Here is a 24,976-nt window from a genome sequence, read left to right as displayed (position 1 = left end):
TCTCGGCCCGGCGTCGATCACCTGTTCGATCGAGCACGTGTTCGAAGATAGAGCATGTGTTCGAACAACGCAAGACCCCGGTCGAAGAGATGTTCGACCGGGGTCTTGCGGGGGTAGGTGGCGCCGCGGGTGCTACTTGAGCTTGAAGTTCTTCGACTTCTTCTCGGCGCAGGCATAGCCCTGGACGCTGTTCGGCTTCTGCACGAGCAGCGGGACGATCACGCGCAGCTTGCCGGAGTACTTTCCGCGGCGGATCGTGAACTTGCCCTTCTTGTTGGTGAAGGCGCCGGCGACGTGCTTCGTCCCCCGGTAGAGGCGCACCGGGGTGCCGGCCTGGCAGGTGCTCTTGTTGGAGCTCGCCTTGACCTTGCCGACGAAGACCCGCTTGCCGGGCTTGTACTTGACGGTCAGTTTCCGCTTGACCTCCGGGCACCCCGAGTCGGTGTCTCCCGCCGACAGCGGGCACTTGTCGCCCTTGTAGAAGCCGTCGTTGTCGGCGTCGGGGTCGCAGGCGTCGCCGATCCCGTCCCCGTCCAGGTCCTCCTGGCCCGGGTTCGCGGCCGTCGGGCAGTTGTCGGTCGCGTTGGGGATGCCGTCATTGTCGGCGTCGGGGTCGCAGGCGTCGCCGATCCCGTCCCGATCGGCGTCGGCCTGGTCGCGGTTCGGGGTGGTCGGGCAGTTGTCCTTCAGGTTCGGGACGAAGTCCTTGTCGAGATCGCAGTCGTAGGTGACCTCGATGCTCCAGGCGACGACGGAGCCGGTCTCGGTGGTGAGGCCGTTCGCGTTGCTGACGGTGAGGGTCCACGCTCCGGTGGCGTCCCGCCCGTCGAAGGTGGAGAGCTTGGAGGAGGGCTTGTACGCGCCCGGTCCGGCGGCGCTGAGGACGTCCGCCGTCGCCTCGTCGTCGAGGACGAGGCCGGCCAGCGGGATGTGCTTGGCGCCGATTCCCAACAGCCCGGGAGCGGCGTCCTTCAACGTCGAGGACCTGCCGTCGTGGCCCAGCGAGATCTTCCAGTTGCCACTCTTGTTCTTGGCCGCGGTCGCATCGAGACGCACGTTGACGTCGGTGATGGGAGCCGCCTCCGGGGTCGCCATGGTGGCGGTGAAGGAGGCGGGCGCCGCGCCGGTGGTACCGGTCGCCTTCAGGCTGCAGGTCGCGCCGGGAGCGGGCGCTGCTGCGCCCTGGGCGGTCGTGCTGGTGGCCACGGTGAGGCCGACGGTGGTCAGTGCCGTTGCCAGGCCGACGAGCCCGACCATGGTCGTTCGCAAACGTGCATGCATGGTGCTGAATTCCCCTCCGAGGTTCCTCCGGCGGGCACCAGCGCGCGCTGCTGACTCCGCCCCCTTGTCGGTATAACGGCGCCAGCACTCGAAAGTGACGCCGCGCCGCGCCCGTTCAGGCGCCTGTCCACGCCGCCCAGAACTCAGCGTACCGTCCGCCGGCGGCGGCCAGCTCCTCGTGGGTGCCGGTCTCGACGACCGCGCCGTCGGCCATCACTACGACGCGGTCGGCCTGGGCCGACTGGCTCAGGCGGTGTGCGATGACGAGGGCGCCGCGGCCCTGGGTGACGGCCGTGGCGGCCGCGTCGAGGTCGCGGGCCCCGGCGGAGCCTGCCTCTGCGGTGGCCTCGTCGAGCACGACGAACCACGGCGCGAGCAACTCGACCCGGGCCAGGGCAAGCTGCTGGGCGCGGGCCGGCGTGAGAGTCATGCCGCCGTCGCCGACGACGGTGTCGAGGCGGTCGGGAAGGGTGTCGAGCCAGGCCTTCAGCCCCACCGTCTCCAATGCCGCTTCCACCTCCGGCAGGGAGGCGTCGGGACGACCGAGGGTGAGGTTCTCCAACACGGTGCCGGCGAAGACGTGTCCTTCCTGGCTGACCATCACGACGCGGGAGCGGACACCGCGGCGCCCGAGATCCTCGTAGGAGTGACCTGCCAGGAAGGCCTGGCCGGTGGTCGGCGGCAGCAGTCCCGCGGCGATCCGGCCCAGCGTGGACTTGCCGGCGCCGGTGGCGCCGACGACGGCCACGCGTTCGCCGGGCGCGACCCGGAGATCGGTGGGCTGGAGGACCGGGCGCCCCGCGACGTACGCGTGGCTGATCCCGCGGAGCTCGAGTGCCCCGTGTTGCTCGGGTGGTACGGCCGGTGCGGCCGGCGCGGTCTCGGCCAGACCGACCAGGCGAGCCAGGGAGGCGCCGGCCGACTGCAACTTGTCGAAGACGAACAGCAGCGCGCTGACCGGGTCGAAGAGCCGGTGGAAGTAGAGCGCCGCGGCGGTCACCGCGCCGACGGTGACCTGACCCTCGTGGACCAGCCAGAAGCCGGTGCCGAGCACCGCGCAGAGGCCGACGACCTCGGCTCGGTTGGCGGCGGCGAAGAACTTGGTGAGCAGGACGAACACGCCGAGGGTGATGTCGCGGGCGCGGCCCGAGCGCTGATCCACCCGCTCCAGCTGCTGCTCCTGCAGGCCGAGAGCGCGTACGGTCTCCGCTCCGTTGAGCGCTCCGACCATGGCCTGGGCCCGCTGGCCCTGGGCGATCCTCTCTTCGCGGTAGCGCGGACCCGAGCGGGGGAGGTACCACCACAGGCCGCGGGCGTAGAAGGGCGCGGCCAGCAGGCCGGCCAGTGCCAGGCGCCAATCGAGGGCCGCGAGTCCGCCGAGCGTGAAGCAGATCAGCACGACGGAGTTGATCAGTGACGGCACGAAGTCCCGGACCGAGTCGGCGACGAGACGCGCGTCGTCACCGACCCGGGCGAGCAGGTCGCCGGTACCGGATGCCTCGAGCGCCGAGGCTTCGACGTGAAGTGCGCGGTCGAGCACCTCCTCCCGCAGCTCGGCCACCGCCGGCTCGGCTGCGCGGGCCAGGAGCGCGACAGACAGGGCCGTGAAGAGTGCGCTGCCGACCGCAGCGAGGACGATCGCCACGATGGGCCGTGTGATCGAGGAGCCGCCCTCGGTCACGATGTCGACGATGCGTCCCAGCATCCAGGGCGGCACGAGAGCGCAGGCTCCCACGCACAGGAAGGAGAGCGCGGCGCCGAGGAGCGGCCAGCGTCGCGTGGCGACCAGGCGTAGCGACGCGCGGGTCGTCGTCCGCAGGTCGGCGGTGGGAAAGAGCGGGGTCATCGCAGGACCGCCTCACGATAGGTGGGGTGCTCGGCCAGCTCGTGGTGCGTGCCGGTCGCGACCGTGCCCTCCGCATCGACCAGCACCACCCGGTCGGCGACCGCCAGCAGCGCGGGCGAGGTGGTGACCAGCCACGTCGTACGGTCGCTTCCCCGGGCGTGCCGGTGGGCTCGCAGTCCTTCGGCGATCCGGTGCTCGGTGACGGCGTCGACGGCGCTGGTCGGCTCGTGCAGCACCAGGAGCGGAGGGTCGGCCAGCAGGGCTCGCGCGAGGCCGATGCGCTGGCGTTGGCCACCGGAGTGGGTGGCGCCGTCCGGGTGCACGCGCTGCGCCAGGCCGTCGGGGGAGAGTGCCACCACATCGGTTGCGGCCGACGCCTCGAGGGCGGCGGAGAGGGCCTCCGCCGAGGATCCTCCCGGCGGGCTGATCGCCTCCGCGAGGGTGCCTTCGAAGAGGTCGACCCGGTGCGGGTTGACGACGAGCAGGTCGCGCCGCGCCTCGTGGCTCAGCCGATCCAGCGGTACGCCGCCGGCGAGGATGTCGGGATCGCCCTCAGCCAGCCGTGCGATCAGGGCGTCGGCCCGGCCCGCATCGGCGACCACGATGCCGAGCAGCTCTCCGGGCTCGGACTGCAGCTCGGGGGTGGTGCAGCGCCAGGTGAGGGCGCCGTGCGCCTGCGCTTCGCCGGTGGCTACCCGGCGCTCGGACTGCAGGTGGTCGACGATGCGCTGCGCTGAGGCCAGGGCCTGGGCGACCTGGGCGCTGATCGCACCGATCACCTGGATCGGGCCCGTCAGATAGGTGCTGAGGCCCACGACCACCACCAGCTCGCCGATGGTGATCCGGCCTTCCAGCGCCAGGTTGCCTGCCAGCAGCGCGACCAGGGCGAGGAAGAGACCCCCGGCGAGCGAGGTCACCGCGACCATCGCCCCGAACGCCTCGGCGTTGCGTACCCCCGCGACCCACGCGTGCCGGCTGGTGCGGCGGTAGCGAGTGCTGGCCTCGTCCTCGGCGGAGAGCCCCTGCACGACCCGGATCCCGCGCACCAGGTCGGTGGCCACGCCCGAGGCGGCCGCGACCGCCTGCTCCTGCCGGGTGGTACGCCGTGCGATGACGGGGGTGAGCGCCTGGAGTGCCACCAGCACGAGGGGGACGCCGAAGAGCACCGTCAGGCCGAGGGCGATGTCGATGCGCAGCAGCACCACGGCGCTGATGGCCAACGAGGCGACGGCGGAGAGGCTGTAGCCCAGTGAGCGCAGGGCGAAGCCCACGTTGTCGGTGTCGGAGGTGGCCAGCGAGAGCGTCTCGCCGGTGCGGGCGGCGTCGACGACGCCGCCGGGATCCAGGGAGCGAGCGGTGATCTCCAGTCGCAGCCGGTGGGTCTCCCACTGCACGGCGGCGAACCCCAGCCGGGCGCCGAAGCGGTAGGAGCAGGAGAGGACGAGGAAGAGGACGCAGATGCCGACTCCCGACCAGAGCAGAGCGTCGAGGTCGGAGGTGGCGACCGCCTTGTCGATGACCAGTCCGATCGCCACCGGCACGAGCGTCTCGCACACCTGCCACAGCGAGAGCAGGAACAGGAAGCCGCTCATCCGGCCAGGGTTGCGGCGTACGCCGCGCCGAAGGAGAGCCCAGGCGGTGCGCGGAGCCGCGCTCGCGACCTCAGCCATGACCGACCGGCACTACGACCGGACGACCCTCGACCGGATCGTCGAAGACGTGGGCGCGCAGCCCGAAGGTGTCCAGCAGCAGTTCGGGGGTCAGCACCTCGCGCGGTGCGCCTGCGGTGACCAGGCGTCCGTCCTTGAGCACGACGAGATGATCGCTGTAGCGGGCGGCAAGACTGAGGTCGTGGAGCACGGCGACCACGGTCCTGCCGGTGTCGTCGCGCAGTCGGCACACCAGGTCGAGCACCTCGACGGCGTGGGCGAGATCGAGGTGGGTCGTGGGCTCGTCGAGCAGCAGCAGTTCGGTCTGCTGTGCCAGGGTCATGGCGATCCAGGCACGCTGGCGCTGTCCTCCGGAGAGCTCGTCGAGCGGGCGCTCGGCGAGATCGGCGATGGCCGTTGCCGCCATCGCCTCTGCGACGATCCGGTCGTCCTCGGCGCTCCAGGCGCGCCACCACGGCTGGTGAGGCTGACGGCCCATGGCGACGAGGTCCTCGACCGTCATCCCCTCCGGCGCGACCGGGACCTGCGGCAGCATCGCGAGTTGCGTCGCCAGCTCCCGCGGCTTGAGGTCCGCGACCGGGCGCCCGTGCCAGAGCACGTCGCCGGAGTCGGGTGAGAGAAGCCGTGCCATGACGCGCAGGGTCGTCGACTTGCCGCAGCCGTTGGGGCCGATCACCGAGGTGAACCGGCCGACGGGCACCTCGATGTCGAGGCCGTGGAGGATCGTGCGCGAGCCGTAGCCGGCGGTCACCTCACGGAGGCGCAGAGGAGTCGAGACGTTCACTGGTGTCAGGGTGTCAGACACGGGTCCTCCGTGTGGTTCGCAGGAGCAGGTTGAGCAGGAAGATCGCGCCGATGATGCCGGTCGGTACGCCGACCGGCAGGTCGCCGGGGAGGCGTTGGACGGCGAGGTCGGCGCCGAGCACCAGGGTCGCGCCGACAAGACCGGCCGCGAGCGGTGGCGGCCCGGCGGTGCCGAAGAGCCGCATCGCACCCTGTGCGGCGACGAAGGCCACGAAGGCGACCGGTCCGGCCACCGCGCAGGCAGCGGCAACCAGTGCCACGGCTACCACCAGGGAGATGCCCTCGGCTGCGGCGGGGCGGCCACCGAGCAGCAGGCTCAGATCACGGCCCATCCGGAGCCGGGCCAGGGCCTGATGCAGTGCGAGGCACACAACGGCGCCGACGACCACGACGGGCAGCAGGCGCTGTACGTCGGGCATCCGGGCGGGCGCCAGGGAGCCGGTCAGCCAGCGCATTGCCAAGGCTGCGTTGTAGTCCTCGGTGCGGGTCAGGGCGAAGCTGACGCCGGCCATGGCGATCGCGTTGATGCTGAGCCCGACCAGGATGAGGCGCAGCCCGTCGAAGCCGGCGCGCCAGGAGAGCGCCAGGATCAGCGCGGTGGTGAGCAGACCGCCGATGAAGGCAGCCAGCGACACCGCCTGACCTGCCGGAAGGCCACCGAAGAGCCGGCGGATGCTGGGCTGGGTGGCAACCAGGACCGCGCACAGGCTGGCGCCCGAGATCACGCCCAGGATGTCGGGGCTTGCGATCGGGTTGCGGGTGATGGACTGGGTCAGGGCGCCGGCGCAGCCGAGGGCGAAGCCGACGAGGATCCCGGCCAGGGCCCGGGAGAGGCGATGGTCGATGAGCACCAGCTCCTCGACCTTGGTGCCGTCGCCGACGAGCGTGGCGAGCACACGTTCCGGGGTGAAGTGGAGGGTGCCGGTGAAGACCGACGCGGCGAGGAGGGCGACCAGCAGCAGCGACGTACCGGCTCCGACCAGCAGCGCCCGCCTACGCACCCGTAGGGCGACCGGCCCGATCGCGATGCCGCGGCGCCGCGGCCGCTCGGCCTGGGCGAGGGCGGCGCTCACAGGCTCACCAGCCTGCGGTGGCGGGTGATCGCGAGCAGCACGGGAGCGCCGACGAGGGCCAAGACGATGCCGACCTGGAGCTCGCCGGTCTCGGGCAGGACGCGGCCGAGCGTGTCGGCCAACAGCACGAGTGCCGCGCCGACGAGGCCCGCACACGGGACCAGCCAGCGCTGGTCATGGCCGGTGACGACGCGGGCCGCATGGGGCGCGACCAGGCCGAGGAAGGCGATCGGCCCGCACAGGGCCGTGACGGGGCCGACCAGGAGCGTGATCGCCAGGATGCCGACCACGCGAGTGGTGCGGACCCGGGTGCCGAGCGACTGCGCGACCTCGTCCCCCAGTCCGAGGGTGTTGAGCGAGAAGGCGTTTGCCATGGCCAGTGCGACGCCGAGCACCAGGAGCGGCGTCAGCCAGAGGGCCAGGTCCTGGTTGCGATTGGCGATCGATCCGACCTCCCAGAAGCGCATCACCTCGAGGGTCTGCCGGTCGAGCAGGATGAGGGCCGAGGTCAGGGAGGTCAGGAGCACGGCGACCGTCGTGCCGATGATCGCCAGCATCGCCAAGCCGTTGGTGTGCTGGCCGCGCAGTCCGAGGACGAAGACCAGGGTGGTCACGACGGCGGCGCCGAGCAGTGCCGCGACGACGTTGGCCGCGCTGCCGGTCACCGAGAGGCCGAAGGAGAGCGCCGCGACCGCGAAGGTGGCGCCGGCGTTGACTCCGAAGAGCCCGGGGTCGGCGAGCGGGTTCCGAGTATGCCCCTGCATCAACGCGCCGGCCATGCCCAGCGCCAGGCCTGCGCCGAGGCCGAGCAGCGTGCGGGGGAGCCGTTGGCTGGTGATCACGGTGGCGTTGTCGGAGTCGACGTCGCGGAAGAGGGCGGCGACCACCTCGGCGAACGGGATGGATCGGCTGCCGAAGGCCAGGCTGATCAGCACCGAGAACGCCAGGGCGGCGAGCAGGGCGAGGAGGAAGGCACCCGAGATGCGGGCCGACCTCGGGTGACCGGTAAGCATGTAGTTAGGTTAGCCTCACCTCTGCCTTTCCCTGATCACAGGGCCCGTCATCGTCCTCGAGGAGTTCCTCATGCATGTCGTTCGCCGTCCCCGTCTGCTCGGGGTCGCCCTCGCCGCCTTCGCCCTGTTCCCCCTCGCCGCCTGCGGAGGCGACGACGGCGAGACTGCCAAGGAGTCCGCGCCGCGGGTGGCCGAGGGGTGCGCGGATGCGCCTGAGGACGTCGCCGAGGACGGCACGCGCACCGTCGCCGACACCTTCCTCGGCGACGTCGAAGGTGTGCCCACGAACCCGAAGCGCATCGTCGCGCTGTGGCGGGTCGGATCGGAGCTGGCGGATCTGTGCGTGGTGCCGGTCGGCCAGCTCGACGCGGAGCTGGTGGAGGAGGAGATCGATCCCGCGATCTGGCCGAGCTATGCGGACGTCCCGACCGTCGGCAACTACGACGGGCTCGATGTGGAGAAGCTGATCGAGCTCGACCCCGATCTGGTGATCGGCATGGACCACGGCGGGCTCGGGCTCAAGTACGACGAGATCGCCGAGCTCTTCCCGACCGTGATCCTTCCTATCGAAGAGCCCACGGACGTCTGGGACAACTACCCGAAGATCGCGGAGCTGGTGGGGCGCAGCACGGACTACGCCACCAAGACGGCGGCCGTCGACGCGCAGCTGGCCGAGATCGCGGAGGAGCACGGCGAGGTGATCGGCGACCTGGAGGTCACCTCGCTCAACGTCGCCGACCAGCTCTACGCGGACACCTCCAAGGCGCTGACCTACCGGCGGCTCGTCGCGGCAGGCTTCGGCTACAACGAGACCTACACCGATGACCCGGAGCGCTACGTGGAGCCGCTGGCGACCGAGAACCTGGCCGACCTCTCCGACCAGGATGTGATCTTCTTCGAGGCCGACGCCGAGGGTGAGCCGATGCCGGAGATCCGGGACATCCTCGACTCGGCGTCGTTCAAGCGGCTGCCCGCGGTGAAGGCGGGCAACGTCTTCCCGCTGGCCTCGGGGACGGTCTACACGTTCGCGGCAGCGCAGGCGCAGGTCGACGACCTGCGCGCCGCAGCCGAGGGATACCGGGCGCCCTGATGGTCGAGCTGTCGAGCCCGCGACCGAAGGCGGAGTACGCCGAGTGGCCGATCAAGATCCGCGAGCTCACCGTCCTGGCACGCGCCATGGTGACGCCGCGGATGCTCCGGCTGACCTTGGGCGGAGCCCAGATGGAGGGCTTCGAGTCCCACCTCCCCGACGAGCACGTGAAGCTGGTCTTTCCGGATCCGGAGACCGGCGTCACCCGTGCTCCGGTGCCCGACGGCGACCACCTCGACTGGCCCAGGCCCTTCCCGCCGGCGCGTGAGTACACGATCCGGCGCTACGACCGCCGCGCCGGGACGGTGGAGCTGGACTTCGTCGTCCATAGCGGTGGACTCGCCTCGACCTGGGCTCAGGAGTGTGCGATCGGCAGCACCATCTGGGTAGCCGGCCCGCGTCCCTCGATCGAGGTGCCCCGCGCGTTCGGCTTCCTGGTGCTGCTGGCCGACGAGACGGGGCTGCCGGCGGTCGGTCGCTGGCTGGAGGAGTGGCCGGCGGGCACCCGCGGGGTCGTTGCGGTCGAGATCGAGGACGCCGACGACGAGCAGGACCTCCCGGTGCCGGACGGGGTCACGCTGACGTGGCTGCACCGCAGTGCCGCGCCGGGTGACACCGAGCTCCTGGCTCGCTTCGCGGAGGCGATCGAGCTACCCTCCGATGTGCACACCTATGTGTGGGCCGGTGCGGAGGCGATCAGCCTCAAGCCGGTGCGCAGGTGGGCTCGCGGGCGCGGGCACACGAAGTACCAGTCCGACATCTCCGGCTACTGGCGCCGCGGTCTCTCCCACGACGACCTGGAGCGACCCTCGCTGCTCGATCACGCCCGGCACGCGATCGACCACCTGCTGCGCCGCGAGCACTAGAGAACCGCTGATCTGTCTCGCCTCGCGACGCTCGCGACGGCGATATCGATCAGCACTTCCCTGGCTCGCGGCGCCGTACGGCGTCCGTCCGCGGCACGGCGCGAGCGGACGCCGGTCCTCAGCGGGCCATCCGCTTGCCCCGGTAGGGAGCCGGGGGCGGAGCGTAGGTCGGGGAGTCCTCCCCGGTGGGGGACGGTCGGGTCTGCTCGGCGACCGCGGGGTCGACCTCAGGCGCCCCGACGGCTGCGCTCTCGGTAAGGATGCCGAGACTGCGCAGCAGGCGGACGCCGATGATCAGGCCGGTGAACAGGCAGGCCGCCGCGCCCACGCAGGCGAGTCCGAGGAACGCCCAGGCGGCATGCTCGCCGTCGCGAGCAGCGGTGCCGAAGTCGATGGCGGCCTTGACCAGGAAGCCCCAGGCGACCACGCAGAGCGTGATGCCCAGACTGTGCAGAAGGCTCGAACGACTGGGCAGGGTGCGCTTGCGCGCAGCCCGCCGCGTCCCGATCCGCTTCCCCTTGGCCATTGCTTCGACATTGTGTCATCCGGATCCAGATCGCGGGGTCGATTCGAGGCCCGGCCGGTCGTGGGCCGGGGTGTCGACGGGCCCGGCCGCGGCGCCGCCGCGCGTGTTCTGTCGGGTCTCTCGGGCAAGATCGGAAACGCCACGCCGAGGGACTTGCACCCGCTCCGCTCGCGACGTACGGTTACCACTACATCTAGTAGTTACACCGTTGTGGTTCTCCACATATAGTTCACAGATCGCCACCCTTTCCTCCACAGGAGGAGGGTGGCGGATACACAGGGATCGACGGGTTCTCCACAGGCTGGCCGGTCTCCTTCACAGATCACCACGTTGGGCTCCTCGGCGAGGAGCCTCTCTCGGGGCGCGCTTCGGCATGCCTTTACGCGATCACCAGGGCCAGGAAGGATCCGGAATGCACTGCCCCTACTGCCGCAGCACCGACACCCGGGTCCTCGACTCGCGCGTCGCGGACGACGGCAGCGCGATCCGGCGGCGGCGCAGCTGCCCGTCCTGCGAGAAGCGCTTCACCACGGTGGAGCAGATGCAGCTGACCGTGTTGAAGCGCTCGGGTGCGACCGAGCCCTTCACTCGCGAGAAGGCGGTGCGCGGCGTACGCAAGGCATGCAAGGGCCGGCCCGTCACCGAAGACCAGCTCGCCTGCCTGGGGCAGGCCGTCGAGGACGCGCTACGCACCGAGGGGTGGGCCGAGGTGCCCGCTCACGAGATCGGACTCGCCATCCTGGGACCGCTGCGTGCGCTGGACGAGGTCGCTTACCTGCGCTTCGCCTCCGTCTATCGCGCGTTCGAGTCGGCCGAGGACTTCGAGTCCGAGATCGCGATGCTCCGGATGGAGCGCGCCAACCAGCCCGCGCCGACGGGCTGACCAGACCACCCGGCACGTAGTGGGGAAGCTGCGTGCCGGGTGCACATCGTCGGGTGACCGGGGTCGAGGTCACCACAGCACCACAGCAACAACGACAACGCAGCACGACACCAGCAGATGAAGTAACGGCCAGAGAAGGGGATTGGGCAGGATGACGGAGACCGTGAACAACGGCCAGCAGACCTCCGGCGGGTTGAAGATCGAGCGGATCTTCAGCACCGAGGGAGTGCACCCCTACGACGAGATCACGTGGGAGCGCCGTGATGTCGTCCAGACGAACTGGAAGACCGGCGAGTCGGTCTTCGAGCAGCGTGGTGTCGAGTTCCCCGACTTCTGGTCGGTCAACGCCTCCACGATCGTCACCACCAAGTACTTCCGTGGTGCGGTCGGCACAGATGTCCGCGAGTGGAGTCTCAAGCAGCTCATCGACCGGGTGGTGAAGACCTACACCGACGCCGGCCAGGAGCACGGCTACTTCGCTACCGAGGCCGACGCCGAGGTCTTCGAGCACGAGCTCACCTGGCTGCTGGTGCACCAGTACTTCTCGTTCAACAGCCCCGTCTGGTTCAACGTCGGCACCCAGTCCCCGCAGCAGGTGTCGGCCTGCTTCATCCTCTCGGTCGACGACTCGATGGACTCGATCCTCAACTGGTACAAGGAAGAGGGCTTCATCTTCAAGGGCGGCTCCGGCGCCGGCCTGAACCTCTCCCGGATCCGCTCCTCCAAGGAGCTGCTGAGCAGCGGCGGCACGGCGTCGGGCCCGGTCTCCTTCATGCGTGGCGCCGACGCCTCGGCGGGCACCATCAAGTCCGGTGGCGCGACCCGCCGGGCCGCGAAGATGGTCGTCCTCGACGTCGACCACCCCGACATCGAGGAGTTCGTGGCGACCAAGGCGCGCGAGGAGGACAAGATCCGCGCCCTGCGCGACGCCGGCTTCGACATGGACCTCGGTGGCGCCGACATCACCTCCGTGCAGTACCAGAACGCCAACAACTCGGTGCGCGTCACCGACGAGTTCATGCGTGCGGTCGAGGACGGCACCGAGTTCGGCCTGCGCTCCCGCGGCACCGGTGAGGTCATCGAGACCGTCGAGGCCCGCGAGCTCTTCAAGAAGATCGCCCAGGCCGCCTGGGAGTGCGCCGACCCGGGTCTGCAGTACGACGACACGATCAACGACTGGCACACCAACCCCGAGACCGGCCGGATCACCGCCTCCAACCCGTGCTCGGAGTACATGTCCCTCGACAACTCCTCGTGCAACCTCGCCTCGCTCAACCTGCTGAAGTTCCTCAGGGACGACGACACCTTCGACGCGGCGCTCTTCGCCAAGGCCGTCGAGCTGATCATCACCGCGATGGACATCTCGATCTGCTTCGCCGACTTCCCGACCGAGGCGATCGGCAAGACCACCGTCGACTACCGCCAGCTCGGTATCGGCTACGCGAACCTCGGTGCGCTGCTCATGGCGATGGGCCTGGGCTACGACTCCGACGGTGGCCGCTCCATGGCTGCCGCGATCACCTCCCTGATGACCGGCACCTCCTACCGCCGCTCGGCCGAGCTCGCTGCGGTGGTCGGGGCCTACGCCGGCTACGCCCGCAATGCCGAGGCCCACAAGCGGGTGATGCGCAAGCACCAGGCCGCCAACGACGCGGTGCGCACCCTGCACACCGAGGACCTCGCGGTGCACAAGCTGGCCACTGTCGAGTGGGCCCGCGTGCAGGAGCTGGGGGCGACCAACGGCTTCCGCAACGCCCAGGCGTCCGTGCTCGCCCCGACCGGCACCATCGGCTTCATGATGGACTGCGACACGACCGGCATCGAGCCGGACTTCTCGCTGGTCAAGTTCAAGAAGCTGGTCGGTGGCGGCTCGATGCAGATCGTCAACCAGACGATCCCGCGGGCGCTGAAGAAGCTCGGCTACCAGCCGGAGCAGGTCGAGGCGATCGTTGCCTACATCGCCGAGCACGGGCACGTCGTCGACGCGCCCGGCCTGCGTGCCGAGCACTACGAGGTCTTCGACACCGCGATGGGCGAGCGCGCCCTGAAGCCGATGGGCCACGTGCGGATGATGGCTGCCGCGCAGCCGTTCCTCTCCGGGGCGATCAGCAAGACCGTCAACCTGCCGGAGTCGGCCACGGTCGAGGAGATCGAGGACATCTACCTGCAGTCGTGGAAGCTGGGCCTCAAGGCCACCGCGATCTACCGCGACAACTGCAAGGTCGGTCAGCCGCTCTCGTCGGGCAAGGGCGACAACAAGGGCACCGACGCCAACGCCTCGGTCGCGGCGGCCCCGGCCGCTGAGGCGGAGAAGGTCGTCGAGAAGATCGTCTACCGGCCGACCCGCAAGCGGCTGCCGAAGAGCCGGGTCTCCCGCACGACGTCCTTCACCGTCGGCGGCGCCGAGGGCTACATGACCTCGGGTGCGCACGAGGACGGCGAGCTCGGCGAGGTGTTCCTCAAGCTCGGCAAGCAGGGCTCCACGCTCGCCGGTGTCATGGACGCCTTCTCGATCGCTGTCTCGATCGGCCTGCAGTACGGCGTTCCGCTGGAGACCTACGTCTCCAAGTTCACCAACCTGCGCTTCGAGCCGGCCGGCATGACCGACGACCCGGACGTGCGGATGGCGCAGTCGATCATGGACTACATCTTCCGCCGCCTGGCCCTGGACTACCTGTCCTTCGAGGACCGCTCGATGCTCGGCATCTATTCAGCCGAGGAGCGGCAGCGTCACCTCGAGACCGGCTCCTACGAGCTGGTGGAGGCCAGTGAGCTGGAGTCGCTGAAGTCCGACCCGGTCGACGCCGCTCCTGTGGTGGCACCGGTCGAGGACGTCGTCGAGGCGACCGTCGTGGACGACAAGCAGGCCCGGACCACCGCTGAGCTGCTGGAGAAGATCTCCGGTACGGCGGTCGACAGCCCGCTCTGCTTCACCTGCGGAACCAAGATGCGCCCCGCCGGCTCCTGCCACGTCTGTGAGGGTTGCGGCAGCACCAGCGGTTGCAGCTGAAACTGAGCGGCAGGCGCGATAGAGCGGCAGGGGTGGCCACCTGGAAGGGTGGCCACCCCTGCCGTATTCAGCCCCGTCCGGTCGACCGGACTCTCGGCAGGGTGACGCACGTCTGCTGAGCCGACCTTTCGGCGGCGGACCGTTGCCGTTCCGTCGTTTTCGGTTTCTGCGGCGGTCTGGGGTGGCAGGCTGCAGGGTGATGATCCCGGACGAGAACAGATTCGAGAGCACGCCCGACCACGCCCTGCAGGAGGGGGTGGACCTGCCTCACGCGTGGCGGGTGGAGCCGCCAGACGGGAGCGACGAGCGCGAGGTCCTGCGGCTCCGGGAGCTGCTGCGAGGTCACCAGGCCGACGGCCGTGGGTGGCCCACGGCATCGATCGAGGACGTCCTGGTCGAGGTAGGTGCGCCGGGGCTGCGGATGCGGGAGAACGTCGTCGTCCGCGACCGCGCGGGCACCATCCGGGCCTGGGGGAGCGTCCACGACCGTGCCGCGGGCCGGATGCTGTTCCAGCCCGTGGTCGATCGAGACCTTGCTGATGCCGACGCCGATGCCTGCGCAGCGATGTTGCTTGCCTGGGCGGAGGCGCAAGCCCAGGTCGTCGGTGTCGCTCGCGGGCTCGAGGTACAGCAGATCGACGTCGAGGCCTACGCCGAGGACCAGCGCCAGCACAAGTGGCTGGAGAACGCCGGCTTCCATCGAGTCCGCCGCTGGTGGCAGATGAGTCGTCCGGTTGCGCCTGCGGAGGTCGAGCTGGTGCCGTCGCCTGCCCTCTGGGAGCGCGACGACATCCGGTTCCGCCTGGTGCGGCGTACCGGAGCCGGGGTGCCGGACGTCGAGGACCTGCGGGCGGTTCACGACGTCTTGGAGGAGGCGTTCACCGATCACTTCAACTCGAAGGCGGAGACCTTCGACGAGTTCCTCTTCCGGCTCCGGGAGGACCCGGGCCATCGCTGGGACCATTGGTGGCTTGCGGAGCTGGAGGACGGCACGCCGGTCGGAGCCCTCGTCGGGAGTGAGCTGCCGGGGGAGACGCCCGGCTCCTACGTCGCCTACATCGGCGTGCGCTCGCTCGCGCGCGGCCGGGGCGTCGCCAAAGGGCTGTTGCACACGATCGTGGCCGACGCGGCCATGCGTGGTCGGGTCAGGGTCGGACTCGAGGTGGACGCGGACTCGCCGACCGGAGCGGAGGGGCTCTACACGTCGTTGGGCTGGGTGACGAAGTACGTCACGGAGTCGTGGCACAAGGACGTGCCTGTCACTCGCTGAGGCGCACCCGATCGAGGCTGACCTCGAAGCCCCGGCCGGCGTCGTCCTGGCAGTGCACACCGACGGCGAGCCCGGTGCAGCTGATCGCTCCGAGCACGATCCTGTTGCCCGGCCCGAGCCCGGCGGCCTGCTGACCCAGGAACTCCACGGTCGGGTTGGCAGCCGGATCGAACCAGTTGATGTCGCCGGTGGCCGTCACGGCATCGGCGGGGTAGAGCACCGGAAGCAGGGCCGCGTCGCCGACGCACGCATAGTCGGCACCGTTCCGGTCGAGGCGGACGACCGGCCCCCAGGCCGCCTGGCACGAGGCTGGCTTCGGCGGTGGGCTGTAGCGCGGCTCGTAGACGTCGCACCGCACCTCGCCCGGGATCAGGTTGCACACCACCTCGCCGTCGGCGGAGACGAAGGCGGCACCGCCGAACGAGCGGACGTCGTACGTCGTCCCGGACGGTGGGCTGGAGGGCGTCGGGTCGGCGGGTGCGGTCGTGGGCGGGCTGGTCGTGCCCGTTCCGGAGGCCGGCGGCTGTGGATCGCCGTCTCCGACGGTCGTCAGCCAGGCCACGCCGGCCCCGACCAGCAGGCCGACCGCGAGCGCCGCGACAGCGGAGAGCACAGCGCGGCGCCGGCCAGGCGGAGGCGTGGGAGTCGGAGCCGATGGCGGCGCGCTGCCCCAGTCGTCCAGTCCCGGCGTCCGGTCCGGCATGAGCCACCTCCGTCGTCTTGAGCAAGCGTGTCCGACAGATCACGAATACCCGAAGCAACGGCGTTCTGAACCCGCGGCGTACAGTTTCGATCGATGAACGGCGATGACTACTGCGAATTGTGTGATCTCCCTCTGAGCCAGTGCCCGCACGGACGCCCCGCGCCCGCGCCGGCACCGCCGCCGGCCAAGAAGGCCCCGGCGCCCCGGACGCGCACTCCGAAGGAGCCCGCGACGCCCCGAGCGCGGAAGTCGCCCGAGCCGCCGGTGCGCACCTCCGCCGCGGTGCGGAAGTGGACCCCGTCGGATCAGCTCGAGCCGGTCATCATCCAGATCCTCGAGCAGGCCGGCGGAGAACTCGACAACGATGGTGCGCTGGCGGCCATCGAGGAGCGTCTGGGCGAGCACTTCCGCTCGGGCGACCGCGACCGTACGCCGACCGGCGAGTTGCGCTGGCAGCTCGCGGCGCGCAAGGCACGGCAGAGCCTGATCCGTCAGGGCCTCATGACGAAGGAGCGCCCCGGGATCTGGACGTTGTCCTGACCCCGAGGCGTCCCTCGCTCTTCGCTGCGATCTGGGTCAGCGCTTGACCTTCTTGCTCTTGGCGCTGGTGACCTTCGCCGTGGCGAAGTCGCCCTTCTTGCCCGTCACGCGCACCTGGATGCGCTTGCCCTTGTCTTTCTTGGTCAAGCGGTAGGACCTGCCGGTGGCGCGCTTGATCACCTTGCCGTTGCGCAGCCACTGGTAGCTCAGCTTGACCTCTCCCGGGCCCCAGGGCCCTGCCTTGACCTTGAGCTTCTTGCCCACCTTGGTCTTCCCGGTGATCCTCGGCTTGCTCGTCGAGAGCACGCCAACAACGGCGCCGGTCTCTGCCGAGGTCGCGACAGCGGTGCGGTCGTCGATCGTGCCGGTCACGCGCACGGAGATGCGCTGGCCCGCTACGGCATTGCTCACCACATACGTCGCTTCCGCGGCCCCGGCGATCACGACGCCGTCGGCCAGCCACGCATAGGTCAGCTCGACCTCGGAGGGTGTCCAGGTGCCAGGGTCGGCGGTCAGGATCTTGCCGGCTCGCGGCGTGCCGGAGATCGTGACCTCGCCCGTCTGGATCTCCTCCACCGGAGCCGCGGTGACCGCGGCGGTCGGCGTCGAGGTGCGGGTGGTGCTGGTGTGGCCGGTCTTGGTGCCGGTGACGGTGACGGTGATCGTCTTGCCGAGGTCGGCGTCGGTGGGCCGATAGGTGGGCTGGTCGCTGCCGACGATGGCGCCGCCGGCCTTCCAGGTGTAGGTGAGGTCGACGTCGCCGGGGCCCCAGGTGCCCGGGATCGCGGTGAGGGTCTGGCCGACCTGCGCGGTGCCGGTGATGGTCGGCGTACTCGCGGTGACGGCGGGAGCCTCCAGCTGCACGGTGAAGCGGCGCATGAGTGGCTCACCCTCCCAGCTCAGAACCGCCGCGTCCTCGGGTGCGGAAGAGCCGGCGCCCTCCGGACCGTCCCAGTATTCGGGGACCGCCGTGCCGACGTACCCCTGCGGGAGCAGGAACCGGATCTTGTAGTTGATGCCTTCGGTGAAGCGGAAGTGACCCTCGTCATCGGTCTCGATCGGGCCGTATTGCGGCGCCTCCCACGGCCCGCCGGGGGTGCGCTGGAGGAGAAGCTCCAGGGGTGCCCGTCGGAGCGGGGAGCCGTCGGTGTCGAGCACGGTGAAGACCGCCGTCTGCAAGGGCTGGATGACCAGGTCTTGGGTCGCACCCTGCTTGGCGCTCACCTGCACCGTCGCGAGCGCGCGGTCGTAGGCCTGCTCGCCTTGCCCAGTGAAGACACTGGCCTCGACCTGGTAGGAGCCGGGGATCGTGTTGCCGGTGTAGTCGCCGGTGCGGCTGTCGTAGCGACCGTTGGCGTCGGTCTGCACGCTGTAGCCACCGCTCATGGCGCTGTCGCTCACCGAGACCCAGATGTTGGGGAGGGGCGTGCCCTGTGCGTCACGCACCGTGCCAGTGATCCAGCCGACCTGCTGCAACGTGATGTCGGGCAGGGCCACCTGGCCACCCGAGACCGTGATCAGGGTCACGTCGTAAGGACTCCACTTGTCGTCGTAGTACTCGTAGCCCAGGCCACCGACCTCGCGCCCCTCGGGGCTCGGGAGGATCCGCGCCCTATAGGTCCCGTTCTCCAGGCCGAGGAGCGAGAAGGTCCCGCCGGTGCCGGTCCAGTCGCCCACTTCGGCGCCGACGGGCTGACCGTCCGCATCGACCGGAGTCAGCCCGACGTAGGCACCCTCGTGTGGCGCGGTGACACCGTCGATGCTGGAGAGCACCTTGCCGATGACACTGCCCGTGCCGGCTGCTTGGGCAGGCGTCGACAGAAACATCCCGCCGAGCAGTGCGAGGACGACGACCAGCGTCGCCCAGGGGCGTGACAGCACGCGCATGGGTGTGAACCTCCCGAGACAGTCCCCGCCCCACGCGGGGTGACCAGGCTCGTCGTACCCGGTGTCGCTGGGCCGAAACCCCTCCCAGCCGGTCGGTGGGTGCGTCACGAGCCCGTTGCCGAGTCGTCACCGACTCGTCGGGCGCGGGCTGCCGCCAGGTCGCTCGACTCCGGTTGCGTCTGGTCCAGACCACCGAAGGAAGGAACAACGTCGATGCATCGACGCAAGCGCTTCATGCTGGCTGCCAGCGCCACGGCCGGCCTCGTCCTCGCCGGGACCATCGCGGCCCAGGCGGAACTCACGCAGTACCCGCAGGGAAACACCCTGGAGAAGTCGGCCGACCTGGCCGCTCAGATCGACTCGTCGAAGCCGCGCAACGTCATCTTGATCATCGGTGACGGCATGGATGACTCCATGATCACGGCTGCTCGCGACTACGAGCACGGAGCCAGCGGCCGCTTTCCGGCCCTCGATGCGCTGCCGTTCACCGGCGCTATGACCACGCACGGCTACAAGGTCGGAGAGGGACCGGACTACCCGATCGCCTACGTCTCCGACTCGGCCCCCACCGCCTCAGCCTGGTCCACCGGCAAGAAGACCGTCGACGGCCGGATCTCGCAGGGGCCGAGCACCGCGGCCACCGTTCCGGGTGAGGACTACGAGACCGTCCTGGAGCAGTACAAGGCCGACGGCAAGCTGGTCGGCAACGTCTCCACCGCGGAGATCACCGACGCCACCCCGGCTGCGGCTGGGGCGCACATCAACGCGCGTGCCTGCCAGGGACCGGCCGACATGAGCAACTGCGTGGCGGCCAAGAAGTCCGAGGGCGGCAAGGGCTCCATCGCCGAGCAGCTGGTCGACAATGAGATCGACGTGCTCCTCGGTGGTGGCCTCAATCGCTTCAACCAGGCGACCGACGCTGGCCCGAGCGTCAAGGACTACGCGACGAGCACCCACGACTACCGGTTGGTGCAGGACAAGGCGGCGCTTGAGGCCGTCACCTCGCTTGAGGACGGACCGGTGCTCGGCCTCTTCAGCGGCGGGAACATGACGCCGATGTACCAGCCGCTGGTGGCCCAGGCCGGCGGCGCAGGTGGCCAGGACACCCGCTGCGAACCGGCGGAGCGGGGCGCGCAGCCCTCGATCGCCGAGATGACGAAGAAGGCCATCGAGCTCCTCGACAACGAGAAGGGCTTCTTCCTCCAGGCCGAGAGCGCCATGATCGACAAGCAGGAGCACGCCTCCGACATCTGCGGGGCGATCGGCGACCTCACCTCGCTCGACGAGACCGTGCAGGTCGCCCTCGACTACCAGGCGCAGCACCCGGACACCCTCATCATCGTGACCGGCGACCACGGGCACTCCACGCAGATCGTCGGCGGTCCGAACGAAGGTCGCCAGACCGCGACCGTGAAGACCGCCGACGGCGACCCGCTGACGGTCGCCTACTCGACCGCGGTCTCCGGCTCCAACCACACCGGCACCCAGATCCGGGTCGCCGCCTCCGGCCCGCAAGCCGCCAACGTCACCGGCGTCATCGACCAGACCGATCTCTACCTGACCATGCTCGGTCGCACGCCCAGCGAGGTCGGCGGCACGCCGACTGCAGCCAAGCCTGCCGCCTCGATCGCGACGGCGAAGAAAGTCGGCCGGAAGGTGCTCGCCACGAAGGGCGTCCAGATCGTCACCGCGGCGTCGGCCGCCGCTACGGTCAAGGTCACGCTCGTCCAGGGAGGCAAGACCCTCGCCAAGAAGTCGGTCACGGCCAAGGGCGGCGTCGTCACTCTCAAGGGCAAGGCCAAGAAGGGGAAGGTGACGGTCGTCGTCACTGCCTCCGGCGCGGGCGGATCGGCCACCGCCAAGCAGAGCGTGAAGGTCGCCAAGTAGCCAGGAGCCGCTGGGGTGCCCACGTCCTCGTGACGTGGGCACGTCGCTCCTGTCGGGCCCGGAGCAGCGGCACCCCGTCTCAGCGGGTCAGCTGGCGCGGGGCAGCGGGGTTCCGCAGGTCGAGTGCGGCGAGCCGCGGGCCGCCCTTGGCATGATCCCCGAGCCGCCGGAACTGGCCGACCCAGACCAGTTGGTCCTCGTGGAGCACCGGCTGAGCAAGAGGGATGTACTGCCCCCGCCAGGTGCGCTTGGCCAACGTGCGCCCGTGACCGTCCAGCAGCCAGTAGGCGGTCTTGTTGCGCCGCCGGTAGTAGTCGGTGTTGCGGTCGGCACTGCCGGTGCTGATGTTGGCCATCAGCACCAGGCGGTCGGCGGAGAGGCGTACCAGCCGCGGCTGGCCGACGATGGCGCTGGTGCGCGCGGGGGACTTGTTGGTGAGCCAGCGGAAGGTGGTGCGCTCGGTACCCAGGTCGGTGACAGCCAGGTAGAGGTTGGGGCGCTGCTTGGTCGAGCGACCGGTCTGACCCTTCACCGCGCGCGCATGCGGCACCGAGACCCCTGCCGCCAGTGCTCGCTCGCCGGCGAGCTCGAAGCCGTTGAGCGTAGTGCCGGTGAAGTTGTCGCCGGCACCACCGCGGGCGCCGAACAGCGTCCACGACGAGCTGTCCCACTCCGGTACGCCGTCCACGACGACCTCGCGCATCCGTTCGACCCCGACCCCGCGCGGGGATCCATCGCCGTGCGATCCCACCACGAGCGCGTCGTCAGTGGCCCGCACGAACTGTGCGAACGAGTGGGAGGCCGGGCTGGTGACGAACCTGGTGCGCATCGTGGCGGTGTCGGTCTCGGTCACGATGCTCCATTGGTGGTGGGTGCCACCCACGTCCGCGTAGCCCTCCTGAGGCAGGTGCACGAACAGGCGTCCCCGCCACACCGCCATGTCGGCGCTGCCCGAGACGCCCGGACGGTAGGTCTGAGCCGTGCCCCCGCTCAGCGAACCCTCGCCGAGGAGCCGCAACCTGTCGTCGTACCGACGGATGCGGAGCACTGCGCGCCCGTCTTGCTCCTTGAGGTTGGCGCGCATCAGCAGCAGGTACCACGCGTCGTCGGAGCCGAAGTGGAAGCCGCCGACGGACCAGCCCCGCGGAGCCTTGATTCCGCTCACGGCTACCGCCGATCGCTTGACCGAAGTGAACCGGCGCAGCGTCACGCCGTCCTCGCGCACCTGGGCGACGACCAGGCGGCCCTGGGAGTCGTCGCCGAGCTCGTAGGGGTCCGGCGAGGTCCAGTTCTCATAGGGATAGCGCTTGCAGAAGAAGCAGAAGCCGGAGAAGTCCTGGTAGCCCCAGCCGAGCCACGGGTCGGCGGGGCCAGCCTTGGCCAGTGCCTCTGGCGGCGGGCGCCATTCCGCTCCTGCCGCGGCGACGCCCACGGGAGCTCCTGCTGCGAGGAGCAGGCCGAGAAGAGCGATGAGCGCGGCGCGGACGAGACTGGGCATGGCGTGACCTTCGGGTCGGGGCGCCCCGAGACGCCGAGCGGACGCTTGATGGTAGGGCGTCGTTTGCCCCTCGCACGCGCTTTTCGGCGCTACCCTCTGGTCCATGTCCGGAACGTCCTCGGCCGGGTTCACCGGCACCGATCTCGTCCACCTCCGGCGTTGCGTGGAACTCGCGCGGGAGGCGCTTGCTGCGGGGGAGGAGCCCTTCGGCTCACTCCTCGTCGACGGTGCCGGGGAGGTGCGTGCCGAGGACATCAACCGCACCTCTGGCGGCGACCACACCCGGCACCCCGAGTTCGAGCTCGCCCGCTGGGCTGCCGCCAACCTCACGACGGCGGAGCGCGCCGGGGCCACGGTCTACACCTCGGGGGAGCACTGCCCGATGTGCGCCGCGGCCCACGGCTGGGTCGGCCTCGGCCGGATCGTGTACGCCGCCTCCGCGGCCCAGCTCACCGCGTGGCGTCGCGAGTTCGGCTGGCCGGACGGCCCGGTCGCCGCGATCCCGGCCCAGGAGGTCGCCCCGCTGGTGGAGGTGCTCGGCCCGGAGCCGGAGCTCGCCGAGGTGATGCGCGGGGTCCATCGCGAGCACGCCCGCTTGGTCCTGGGCTGAGCGCTGGCCCAGGCCAGGACCGCTGAAGCTGGCGACTCGACGTGTTGAAGTTGGCACTTCGACGTGTTGAAGGTGGCGACTCGACGGCACCGAGTCGGCGCAAATCACACCCACGCCGTGTGGTCGGGTAGCATGATTTCGTTGCCGGATCCTGATCGACCTCGCTGGGCTCCTCGTTGAGCCTTCTCGGAGGCGGTCACCGTGATCGCACTGTCGCTAGCGAGCAGTCCTCGCGGGTCCGGGCAGTTCGGTGCTCACCCTCGTGGTGGGCCGCGGTCGCATGAGCGACGTACGAGGAGAGTCGATTGGCACAGCGACGCCAGGCCCGCCAGGGGCAGCGTGGACAGCGCAAGCAGCGAGACAACGAGGGCATCCTGCCCGTGCTCGCCAAAGCCGTCCGCGAGGTCGAGCACGACGTCCAGCGTCGTCAGATCAGCAACGGCACGCACACCAAGTTCCAGGTGATCGCGCTGCTGGCCCGCGACGAGCGCCAGCGGGTCAAGAGCGACGCGGGACTCACCGACGCCCAGCGTGACGGTCAGCTGAAGCGGCTCGACGGCATCGCCACGATCCTCGCTCAGACCGCGGCACGCGAGCCGCAGTTCTTCCACCTGCTCGCCGACGAGGCCGAGATCTCCGACTCCGCGAAGCGGCTGATGCGGGAGATGCAGGTGGCTGGGGGCATGGAGCCGGCTCCCGAGCCGGAGCCGGCCGCGGAGGACCCCGAGCTGGCTGCACGACATGAGCGCCAGGTGACCCCGCGCAGCGTTCTCGCCGCCCAGCTCTCCCGGCCGTTCCAGATGCCGGAGTACGTGCCGCCCGTGGAGATGCCGCAGGAGCGGCGGCTGATCGGCTGGGAGCTGATCGAGCCGTTGCTCAACGCCTTCGAGCAGTCGAAGGCGGGGGCGCGTTCCTCGATGGAGCTGCCCGAGCCGCTCACCACCAAGACCGCAGGCGGCCGCGAGCTGATGCTCCACCAGGCTCAGGTGATCACCTCCGCGGCGAAGGGGCACCGCACCTACCTGCTCGCCGACGAGCCGGGTCTGGGCAAGACCGCCCAGGCGCTGCTGGCGGCCGAGGCGGCCGGTGCCTACCCGCTGCTGTGTGTCGTTCCCAACGTGGTGAAGACCAACTGGGCACGTGAGGCCAAGGCGTGGACGCCGAACCGTTCCGTCACCGTCATCCACGGCGATGGCGAGTCGATGGACGGATTCGCCGACATCGTCGTCATCAACTACGAGGTGCTGGACAGGCACGTCGACTGGATGGGCAACCACGGCTTCCGCGGCATGGTGGTCGACGAGGCCCACTTCATCAAGAACCGCAAGTCGCAGCGCTCGCGCAACGTGCTCGACATCGCCGACCGGATCCGGCGCCGTACCGGCAACCCGTTGATGATGGCGCTGACCGGTACGCCGCTGATCAACGACATCGACGACTTCCGTGCCGTGTGGGAGTTCCTCGGCTGGATCGACCAGAAGGTGCCGACCCGGCCCCTGATGGCGGCCCTCGAGCGCACCGGCCTCACGCCGATCGACCACGCCTTCTATCCGGCGGCCCGTTCGGCGGTGGTCGACATGGGCATCGTGCGTCGCCGCAAGGTCGACGTCGCCTCCGACATCCCGGCCCGCCGGATTGCCGACCTGCCCGTCGAGCTGGAGGGCGCACTCGGCCGTTCGATCCGCGACGCTGAGCGGGAGCTGGCCACCCGCCTCATGCAGCGCTACGACGCCGCAATGGCCACCCGCGCCGCCAAGGCGGGGGAGCAGGTCGACCGGACCGTCGTCGACGTCGACCTGGTCCGCCGGGTGGCGAGCTGGGAGGTCAACGACGCCAACGACGCCAGCAGCGGTGCCAATGTGTTCGCGATGGTTCGCGAGATCGGCCGTGCCAAGGTGACCATGGCAGCCGACTACGCCGCGCAGTTGGCGCACAGCACCGGCAAGGTGGTCTTCTTCGCCAAGCACATCGACGTCATGGACGCCGCCCAGGAGTACTTCGCCCAGCGCGGCATCCGCTACGCGAGTGTGCGCGGTGACCAGTCGAGCACCACGCGCCAGAACCAGATCGACGCCTTCACCTCCGACCCCGACGTCAAGGTGATCGTCTGCTCGCTGACCGCTGCCGGCGTGGGCCTCAACCTGCAGGTCTCCTCCAACGTGGTGCTCGCCGAGCTCTCCTGGACCAACGCCGAGCAGACGCAGGCCATCGACCGGGTGCACCGGATCGGGCAGACCGAGCCGGTCACCGCCTGGCGCTTGATCGCTGCCCAGACGATCGACGCGCGCATCGCCCAGCTGATCGACTCGAAGGCGAGCCTCGCGGCCCGCGCGCTGGACGGATCGGACGAGGAGATCGTCGCCTCCGCCGACATCCAGGTAGAGGCACTGGCTGGCCTGCTGGAGGACGCCCTGAGGCAGCGCGCCGCCCGCAGCTGAGCGAACGTGTCCGGAGTCACGTTGGCTCCGGAGTTAAATTAGGTAAGGCTTACCTTGGTTAGTTCGATCCAAGGGAGTCTC

At 70.0% G+C, this 24,976-nt stretch carries 18 protein-coding genes and 2 pseudogenes; 9 read left to right on the top strand and 11 right to left on the bottom strand.

Going from position 1 to position 24,976, the window contains the following annotated elements; translation table 11 throughout:
- Positions 1 to 132 precede the first annotated feature (132 nt).
- The 7 genes and pseudogenes from DNK54_RS21770 to DNK54_RS08830 all read right to left on the bottom strand — a co-directional run.
- Positions 133 to 639 (bottom strand): annotated as a pseudogene (locus tag DNK54_RS21770) (thrombospondin type 3 repeat-containing protein); the annotation flags it as partial.
- A 21-nt stretch (positions 640 to 660) separates the two neighbouring features.
- A pseudogene (locus DNK54_RS21765) lies at positions 661 to 1,095 on the bottom strand (hypothetical protein); the annotation flags it as partial.
- Between the two features lie 301 nt (positions 1,096 to 1,396).
- The gene (locus DNK54_RS08850) at positions 1,397 to 3,127 is read right to left on the bottom strand and encodes an ABC transporter ATP-binding protein (protein ID WP_110206617.1); all 1,731 of its coding nucleotides are present in this window, start codon (positions 3,125 to 3,127) and stop codon (positions 1,397 to 1,399) included.
- Positions 3,124 to 4,797, bottom strand: coding sequence for an ABC transporter transmembrane domain-containing protein (locus tag DNK54_RS08845; RefSeq protein WP_110206616.1), 1,674 nt, complete (start codon positions 4,795 to 4,797; stop codon positions 3,124 to 3,126). The genes DNK54_RS08850 and DNK54_RS08845 overlap by 4 nt, the downstream gene beginning before the upstream one ends.
- Entirely contained in the window at positions 4,790 to 5,602 is an 813-nt protein-coding gene (locus tag DNK54_RS08840; protein ID WP_110206615.1) for an ABC transporter ATP-binding protein, read from the bottom strand. Before DNK54_RS08840 ends, DNK54_RS08845 begins: the two co-directional genes overlap by 8 nt.
- Positions 5,595 to 6,674, bottom strand: coding sequence for a FecCD family ABC transporter permease (locus DNK54_RS08835; RefSeq protein WP_110206614.1), 1,080 nt, complete (start codon positions 6,672 to 6,674; stop codon positions 5,595 to 5,597). Before DNK54_RS08835 ends, DNK54_RS08840 begins: the two co-directional genes overlap by 8 nt.
- Positions 6,671 to 7,687: a FecCD family ABC transporter permease gene (locus tag DNK54_RS08830; RefSeq protein WP_110206613.1), complete on the bottom strand. Its 1,017-nt coding sequence runs from the start codon at positions 7,685 to 7,687 to the stop codon at positions 6,671 to 6,673. The genes DNK54_RS08835 and DNK54_RS08830 overlap by 4 nt, the downstream gene beginning before the upstream one ends.
- Before the next feature lie 70 nt (positions 7,688 to 7,757).
- Here DNK54_RS08830 and DNK54_RS08825 point away from each other — a divergent pair, with 70 nt between their 5' ends.
- Both DNK54_RS08825 and DNK54_RS08820 read left to right on the top strand, forming a co-directional pair.
- Positions 7,758 to 8,777, top strand: coding sequence for an ABC transporter substrate-binding protein (locus DNK54_RS08825; RefSeq protein WP_110206612.1), 1,020 nt, complete (start codon positions 7,758 to 7,760; stop codon positions 8,775 to 8,777).
- The gene (locus tag DNK54_RS08820; protein WP_110206611.1) at positions 8,777 to 9,643 is read left to right on the top strand and encodes a siderophore-interacting protein; all 867 of its coding nucleotides are present in this window, start codon (positions 8,777 to 8,779) and stop codon (positions 9,641 to 9,643) included. Before DNK54_RS08825 ends, DNK54_RS08820 begins: the two co-directional genes overlap by 1 nt.
- 118 nt (positions 9,644 to 9,761) lie before the next feature.
- On the opposite strand, the gene DNK54_RS08815 is transcribed toward DNK54_RS08820, so the two are convergent.
- Positions 9,762 to 10,169, bottom strand: coding sequence for a hypothetical protein (locus DNK54_RS08815; RefSeq protein WP_110206610.1), 408 nt, complete (start codon positions 10,167 to 10,169; stop codon positions 9,762 to 9,764).
- Positions 10,170 to 10,581: 412 nt separating this feature from the next.
- Between DNK54_RS08815 and nrdR the strand changes: the two genes are divergently transcribed.
- The 3 genes from nrdR (at position 10,582) to DNK54_RS08800 (ending at position 15,332) form a co-directional block, all read left to right on the top strand.
- On the top strand, positions 10,582 to 11,052 hold the full coding sequence (gene nrdR / locus DNK54_RS08810) for a transcriptional regulator NrdR (protein WP_110206609.1): 471 nt from the start codon (positions 10,582 to 10,584) through the stop codon (positions 11,050 to 11,052).
- Between the two features lie 151 nt (positions 11,053 to 11,203).
- On the top strand, positions 11,204 to 14,062 hold the full coding sequence (locus DNK54_RS08805; protein ID WP_110206608.1) for a vitamin B12-dependent ribonucleotide reductase: 2,859 nt from the start codon (positions 11,204 to 11,206) through the stop codon (positions 14,060 to 14,062).
- Between the two features lie 199 nt (positions 14,063 to 14,261).
- Complete coding sequence (locus DNK54_RS08800) at positions 14,262 to 15,332, top strand: GNAT family N-acetyltransferase (protein ID WP_110206607.1); 1,071 nt, start codon at positions 14,262 to 14,264, stop codon at positions 15,330 to 15,332.
- Here DNK54_RS08800 and DNK54_RS08795 read toward each other — a convergent pair.
- Positions 15,322 to 16,035 carry a hypothetical protein gene (locus tag DNK54_RS08795; RefSeq protein ID WP_162602371.1) on the bottom strand — a complete coding sequence of 238 codons (714 nt, stop codon included), beginning with the start codon at positions 16,033 to 16,035 and terminating at the stop codon, positions 15,322 to 15,324. The genes DNK54_RS08800 and DNK54_RS08795 overlap by 11 nt on opposite strands.
- Positions 16,036 to 16,128: 93 nt before the next feature.
- Here DNK54_RS08795 and DNK54_RS21070 point away from each other — a divergent pair, with 93 nt between their 5' ends.
- Entirely contained in the window at positions 16,129 to 16,575 is a 447-nt protein-coding gene (locus DNK54_RS21070; RefSeq protein ID WP_162602370.1) for a hypothetical protein, read from the top strand.
- 36 nt (positions 16,576 to 16,611) lie between these two features.
- Here DNK54_RS21070 and DNK54_RS08785 read toward each other — a convergent pair whose 3' ends face one another.
- Positions 16,612 to 18,462 (bottom strand): carboxypeptidase-like regulatory domain-containing protein, encoded by a 1,851-nt coding sequence (locus tag DNK54_RS08785; protein ID WP_110206604.1) that lies wholly within the window; start codon positions 18,460 to 18,462, stop codon positions 16,612 to 16,614.
- 213 nt (positions 18,463 to 18,675) lie between these two features.
- Here DNK54_RS08785 and DNK54_RS08780 point away from each other — a divergent pair, with 213 nt between their 5' ends.
- A complete protein-coding gene (locus DNK54_RS08780) occupies positions 18,676 to 20,349 on the top strand; it encodes an alkaline phosphatase (protein WP_110206603.1) in 1,674 nt (557 codons plus the stop codon).
- A gap of 79 nt (positions 20,350 to 20,428) precedes the next feature.
- Here the strand turns inward: DNK54_RS08780 and DNK54_RS08775 are convergent, their stop codons facing one another.
- Positions 20,429 to 21,847, bottom strand: coding sequence for a hypothetical protein (locus DNK54_RS08775; RefSeq protein ID WP_110206602.1), 1,419 nt, complete (start codon positions 21,845 to 21,847; stop codon positions 20,429 to 20,431).
- 103 nt (positions 21,848 to 21,950) lie between these two features.
- On the opposite strand from DNK54_RS08775, the gene DNK54_RS08770 reads away from it, so the two are divergent.
- Both DNK54_RS08770 and DNK54_RS08765 read left to right on the top strand, forming a co-directional pair.
- The gene (locus DNK54_RS08770; protein ID WP_110206601.1) at positions 21,951 to 22,457 is read left to right on the top strand and encodes a nucleoside deaminase; all 507 of its coding nucleotides are present in this window, start codon (positions 21,951 to 21,953) and stop codon (positions 22,455 to 22,457) included.
- Positions 22,458 to 22,762: 305 nt separating this feature from the next.
- A complete protein-coding gene (locus DNK54_RS08765) occupies positions 22,763 to 24,895 on the top strand; it encodes a DEAD/DEAH box helicase (protein ID WP_204164486.1) in 2,133 nt (710 codons plus the stop codon).
- Positions 24,896 to 24,976: the final 81 nt, after the last annotated feature.

The sequence above is a fragment of the Nocardioides daejeonensis genome (assembly GCF_003194585.1).
In the GTDB taxonomy this organism is placed as follows: domain Bacteria; phylum Actinomycetota; class Actinomycetes; order Propionibacteriales; family Nocardioidaceae; genus Nocardioides; species Nocardioides daejeonensis.
Note: the sequence above shows the minus strand (reverse complement) of the source record. Positions and strands in the feature narration are given on the sequence as shown.

What these genes read in the sequence shown, in the direction of transcription:
- DNK54_RS08850 (WP_110206617.1), bottom strand. Translation starts at nt 3,127, where the DNA reads ATGACCCCGCTCTTTCCCACCGCCGACCTGCGGACGACGACCCGCGCG.
- DNK54_RS08845 (WP_110206616.1), bottom strand. Translation starts at nt 4,797, where the DNA reads ATGGCTGAGGTCGCGAGCGCGGCTCCGCGCACCGCCTGGGCTCTCCTT.
- DNK54_RS08830 (WP_110206613.1), bottom strand. Translation starts at nt 7,687, where the DNA reads ATGCTTACCGGTCACCCGAGGTCGGCCCGCATCTCGGGTGCCTTCCTC.
- DNK54_RS08825 (WP_110206612.1), top strand. Translation starts at nt 7,758, where the DNA reads ATGCATGTCGTTCGCCGTCCCCGTCTGCTCGGGGTCGCCCTCGCCGCC.
- DNK54_RS08820 (WP_110206611.1), top strand. Translation starts at nt 8,777, where the DNA reads ATGGTCGAGCTGTCGAGCCCGCGACCGAAGGCGGAGTACGCCGAGTGG.
- DNK54_RS08815 (WP_110206610.1), bottom strand. Translation starts at nt 10,169, where the DNA reads ATGGCCAAGGGGAAGCGGATCGGGACGCGGCGGGCTGCGCGCAAGCGC.
- nrdR (WP_110206609.1), top strand. Translation starts at nt 10,582, where the DNA reads ATGCACTGCCCCTACTGCCGCAGCACCGACACCCGGGTCCTCGACTCG.
- DNK54_RS08805 (WP_110206608.1), top strand. Translation starts at nt 11,204, where the DNA reads ATGACGGAGACCGTGAACAACGGCCAGCAGACCTCCGGCGGGTTGAAG.
- DNK54_RS08800 (WP_110206607.1), top strand. Translation starts at nt 14,262, where the DNA reads ATGATCCCGGACGAGAACAGATTCGAGAGCACGCCCGACCACGCCCTG.
- DNK54_RS08795 (WP_162602371.1), bottom strand. Translation starts at nt 16,035, where the DNA reads ATGCCGGACCGGACGCCGGGACTGGACGACTGGGGCAGCGCGCCGCCA.
- DNK54_RS21070 (WP_162602370.1), top strand. Translation starts at nt 16,129, where the DNA reads ATGAACGGCGATGACTACTGCGAATTGTGTGATCTCCCTCTGAGCCAG.
- DNK54_RS08785 (WP_110206604.1), bottom strand. Translation starts at nt 18,462, where the DNA reads ATGCGCGTGCTGTCACGCCCCTGGGCGACGCTGGTCGTCGTCCTCGCA.
- DNK54_RS08780 (WP_110206603.1), top strand. Translation starts at nt 18,676, where the DNA reads ATGCATCGACGCAAGCGCTTCATGCTGGCTGCCAGCGCCACGGCCGGC.
- DNK54_RS08775 (WP_110206602.1), bottom strand. Translation starts at nt 21,847, where the DNA reads ATGCCCAGTCTCGTCCGCGCCGCGCTCATCGCTCTTCTCGGCCTGCTC.
- DNK54_RS08770 (WP_110206601.1), top strand. Translation starts at nt 21,951, where the DNA reads ATGTCCGGAACGTCCTCGGCCGGGTTCACCGGCACCGATCTCGTCCAC.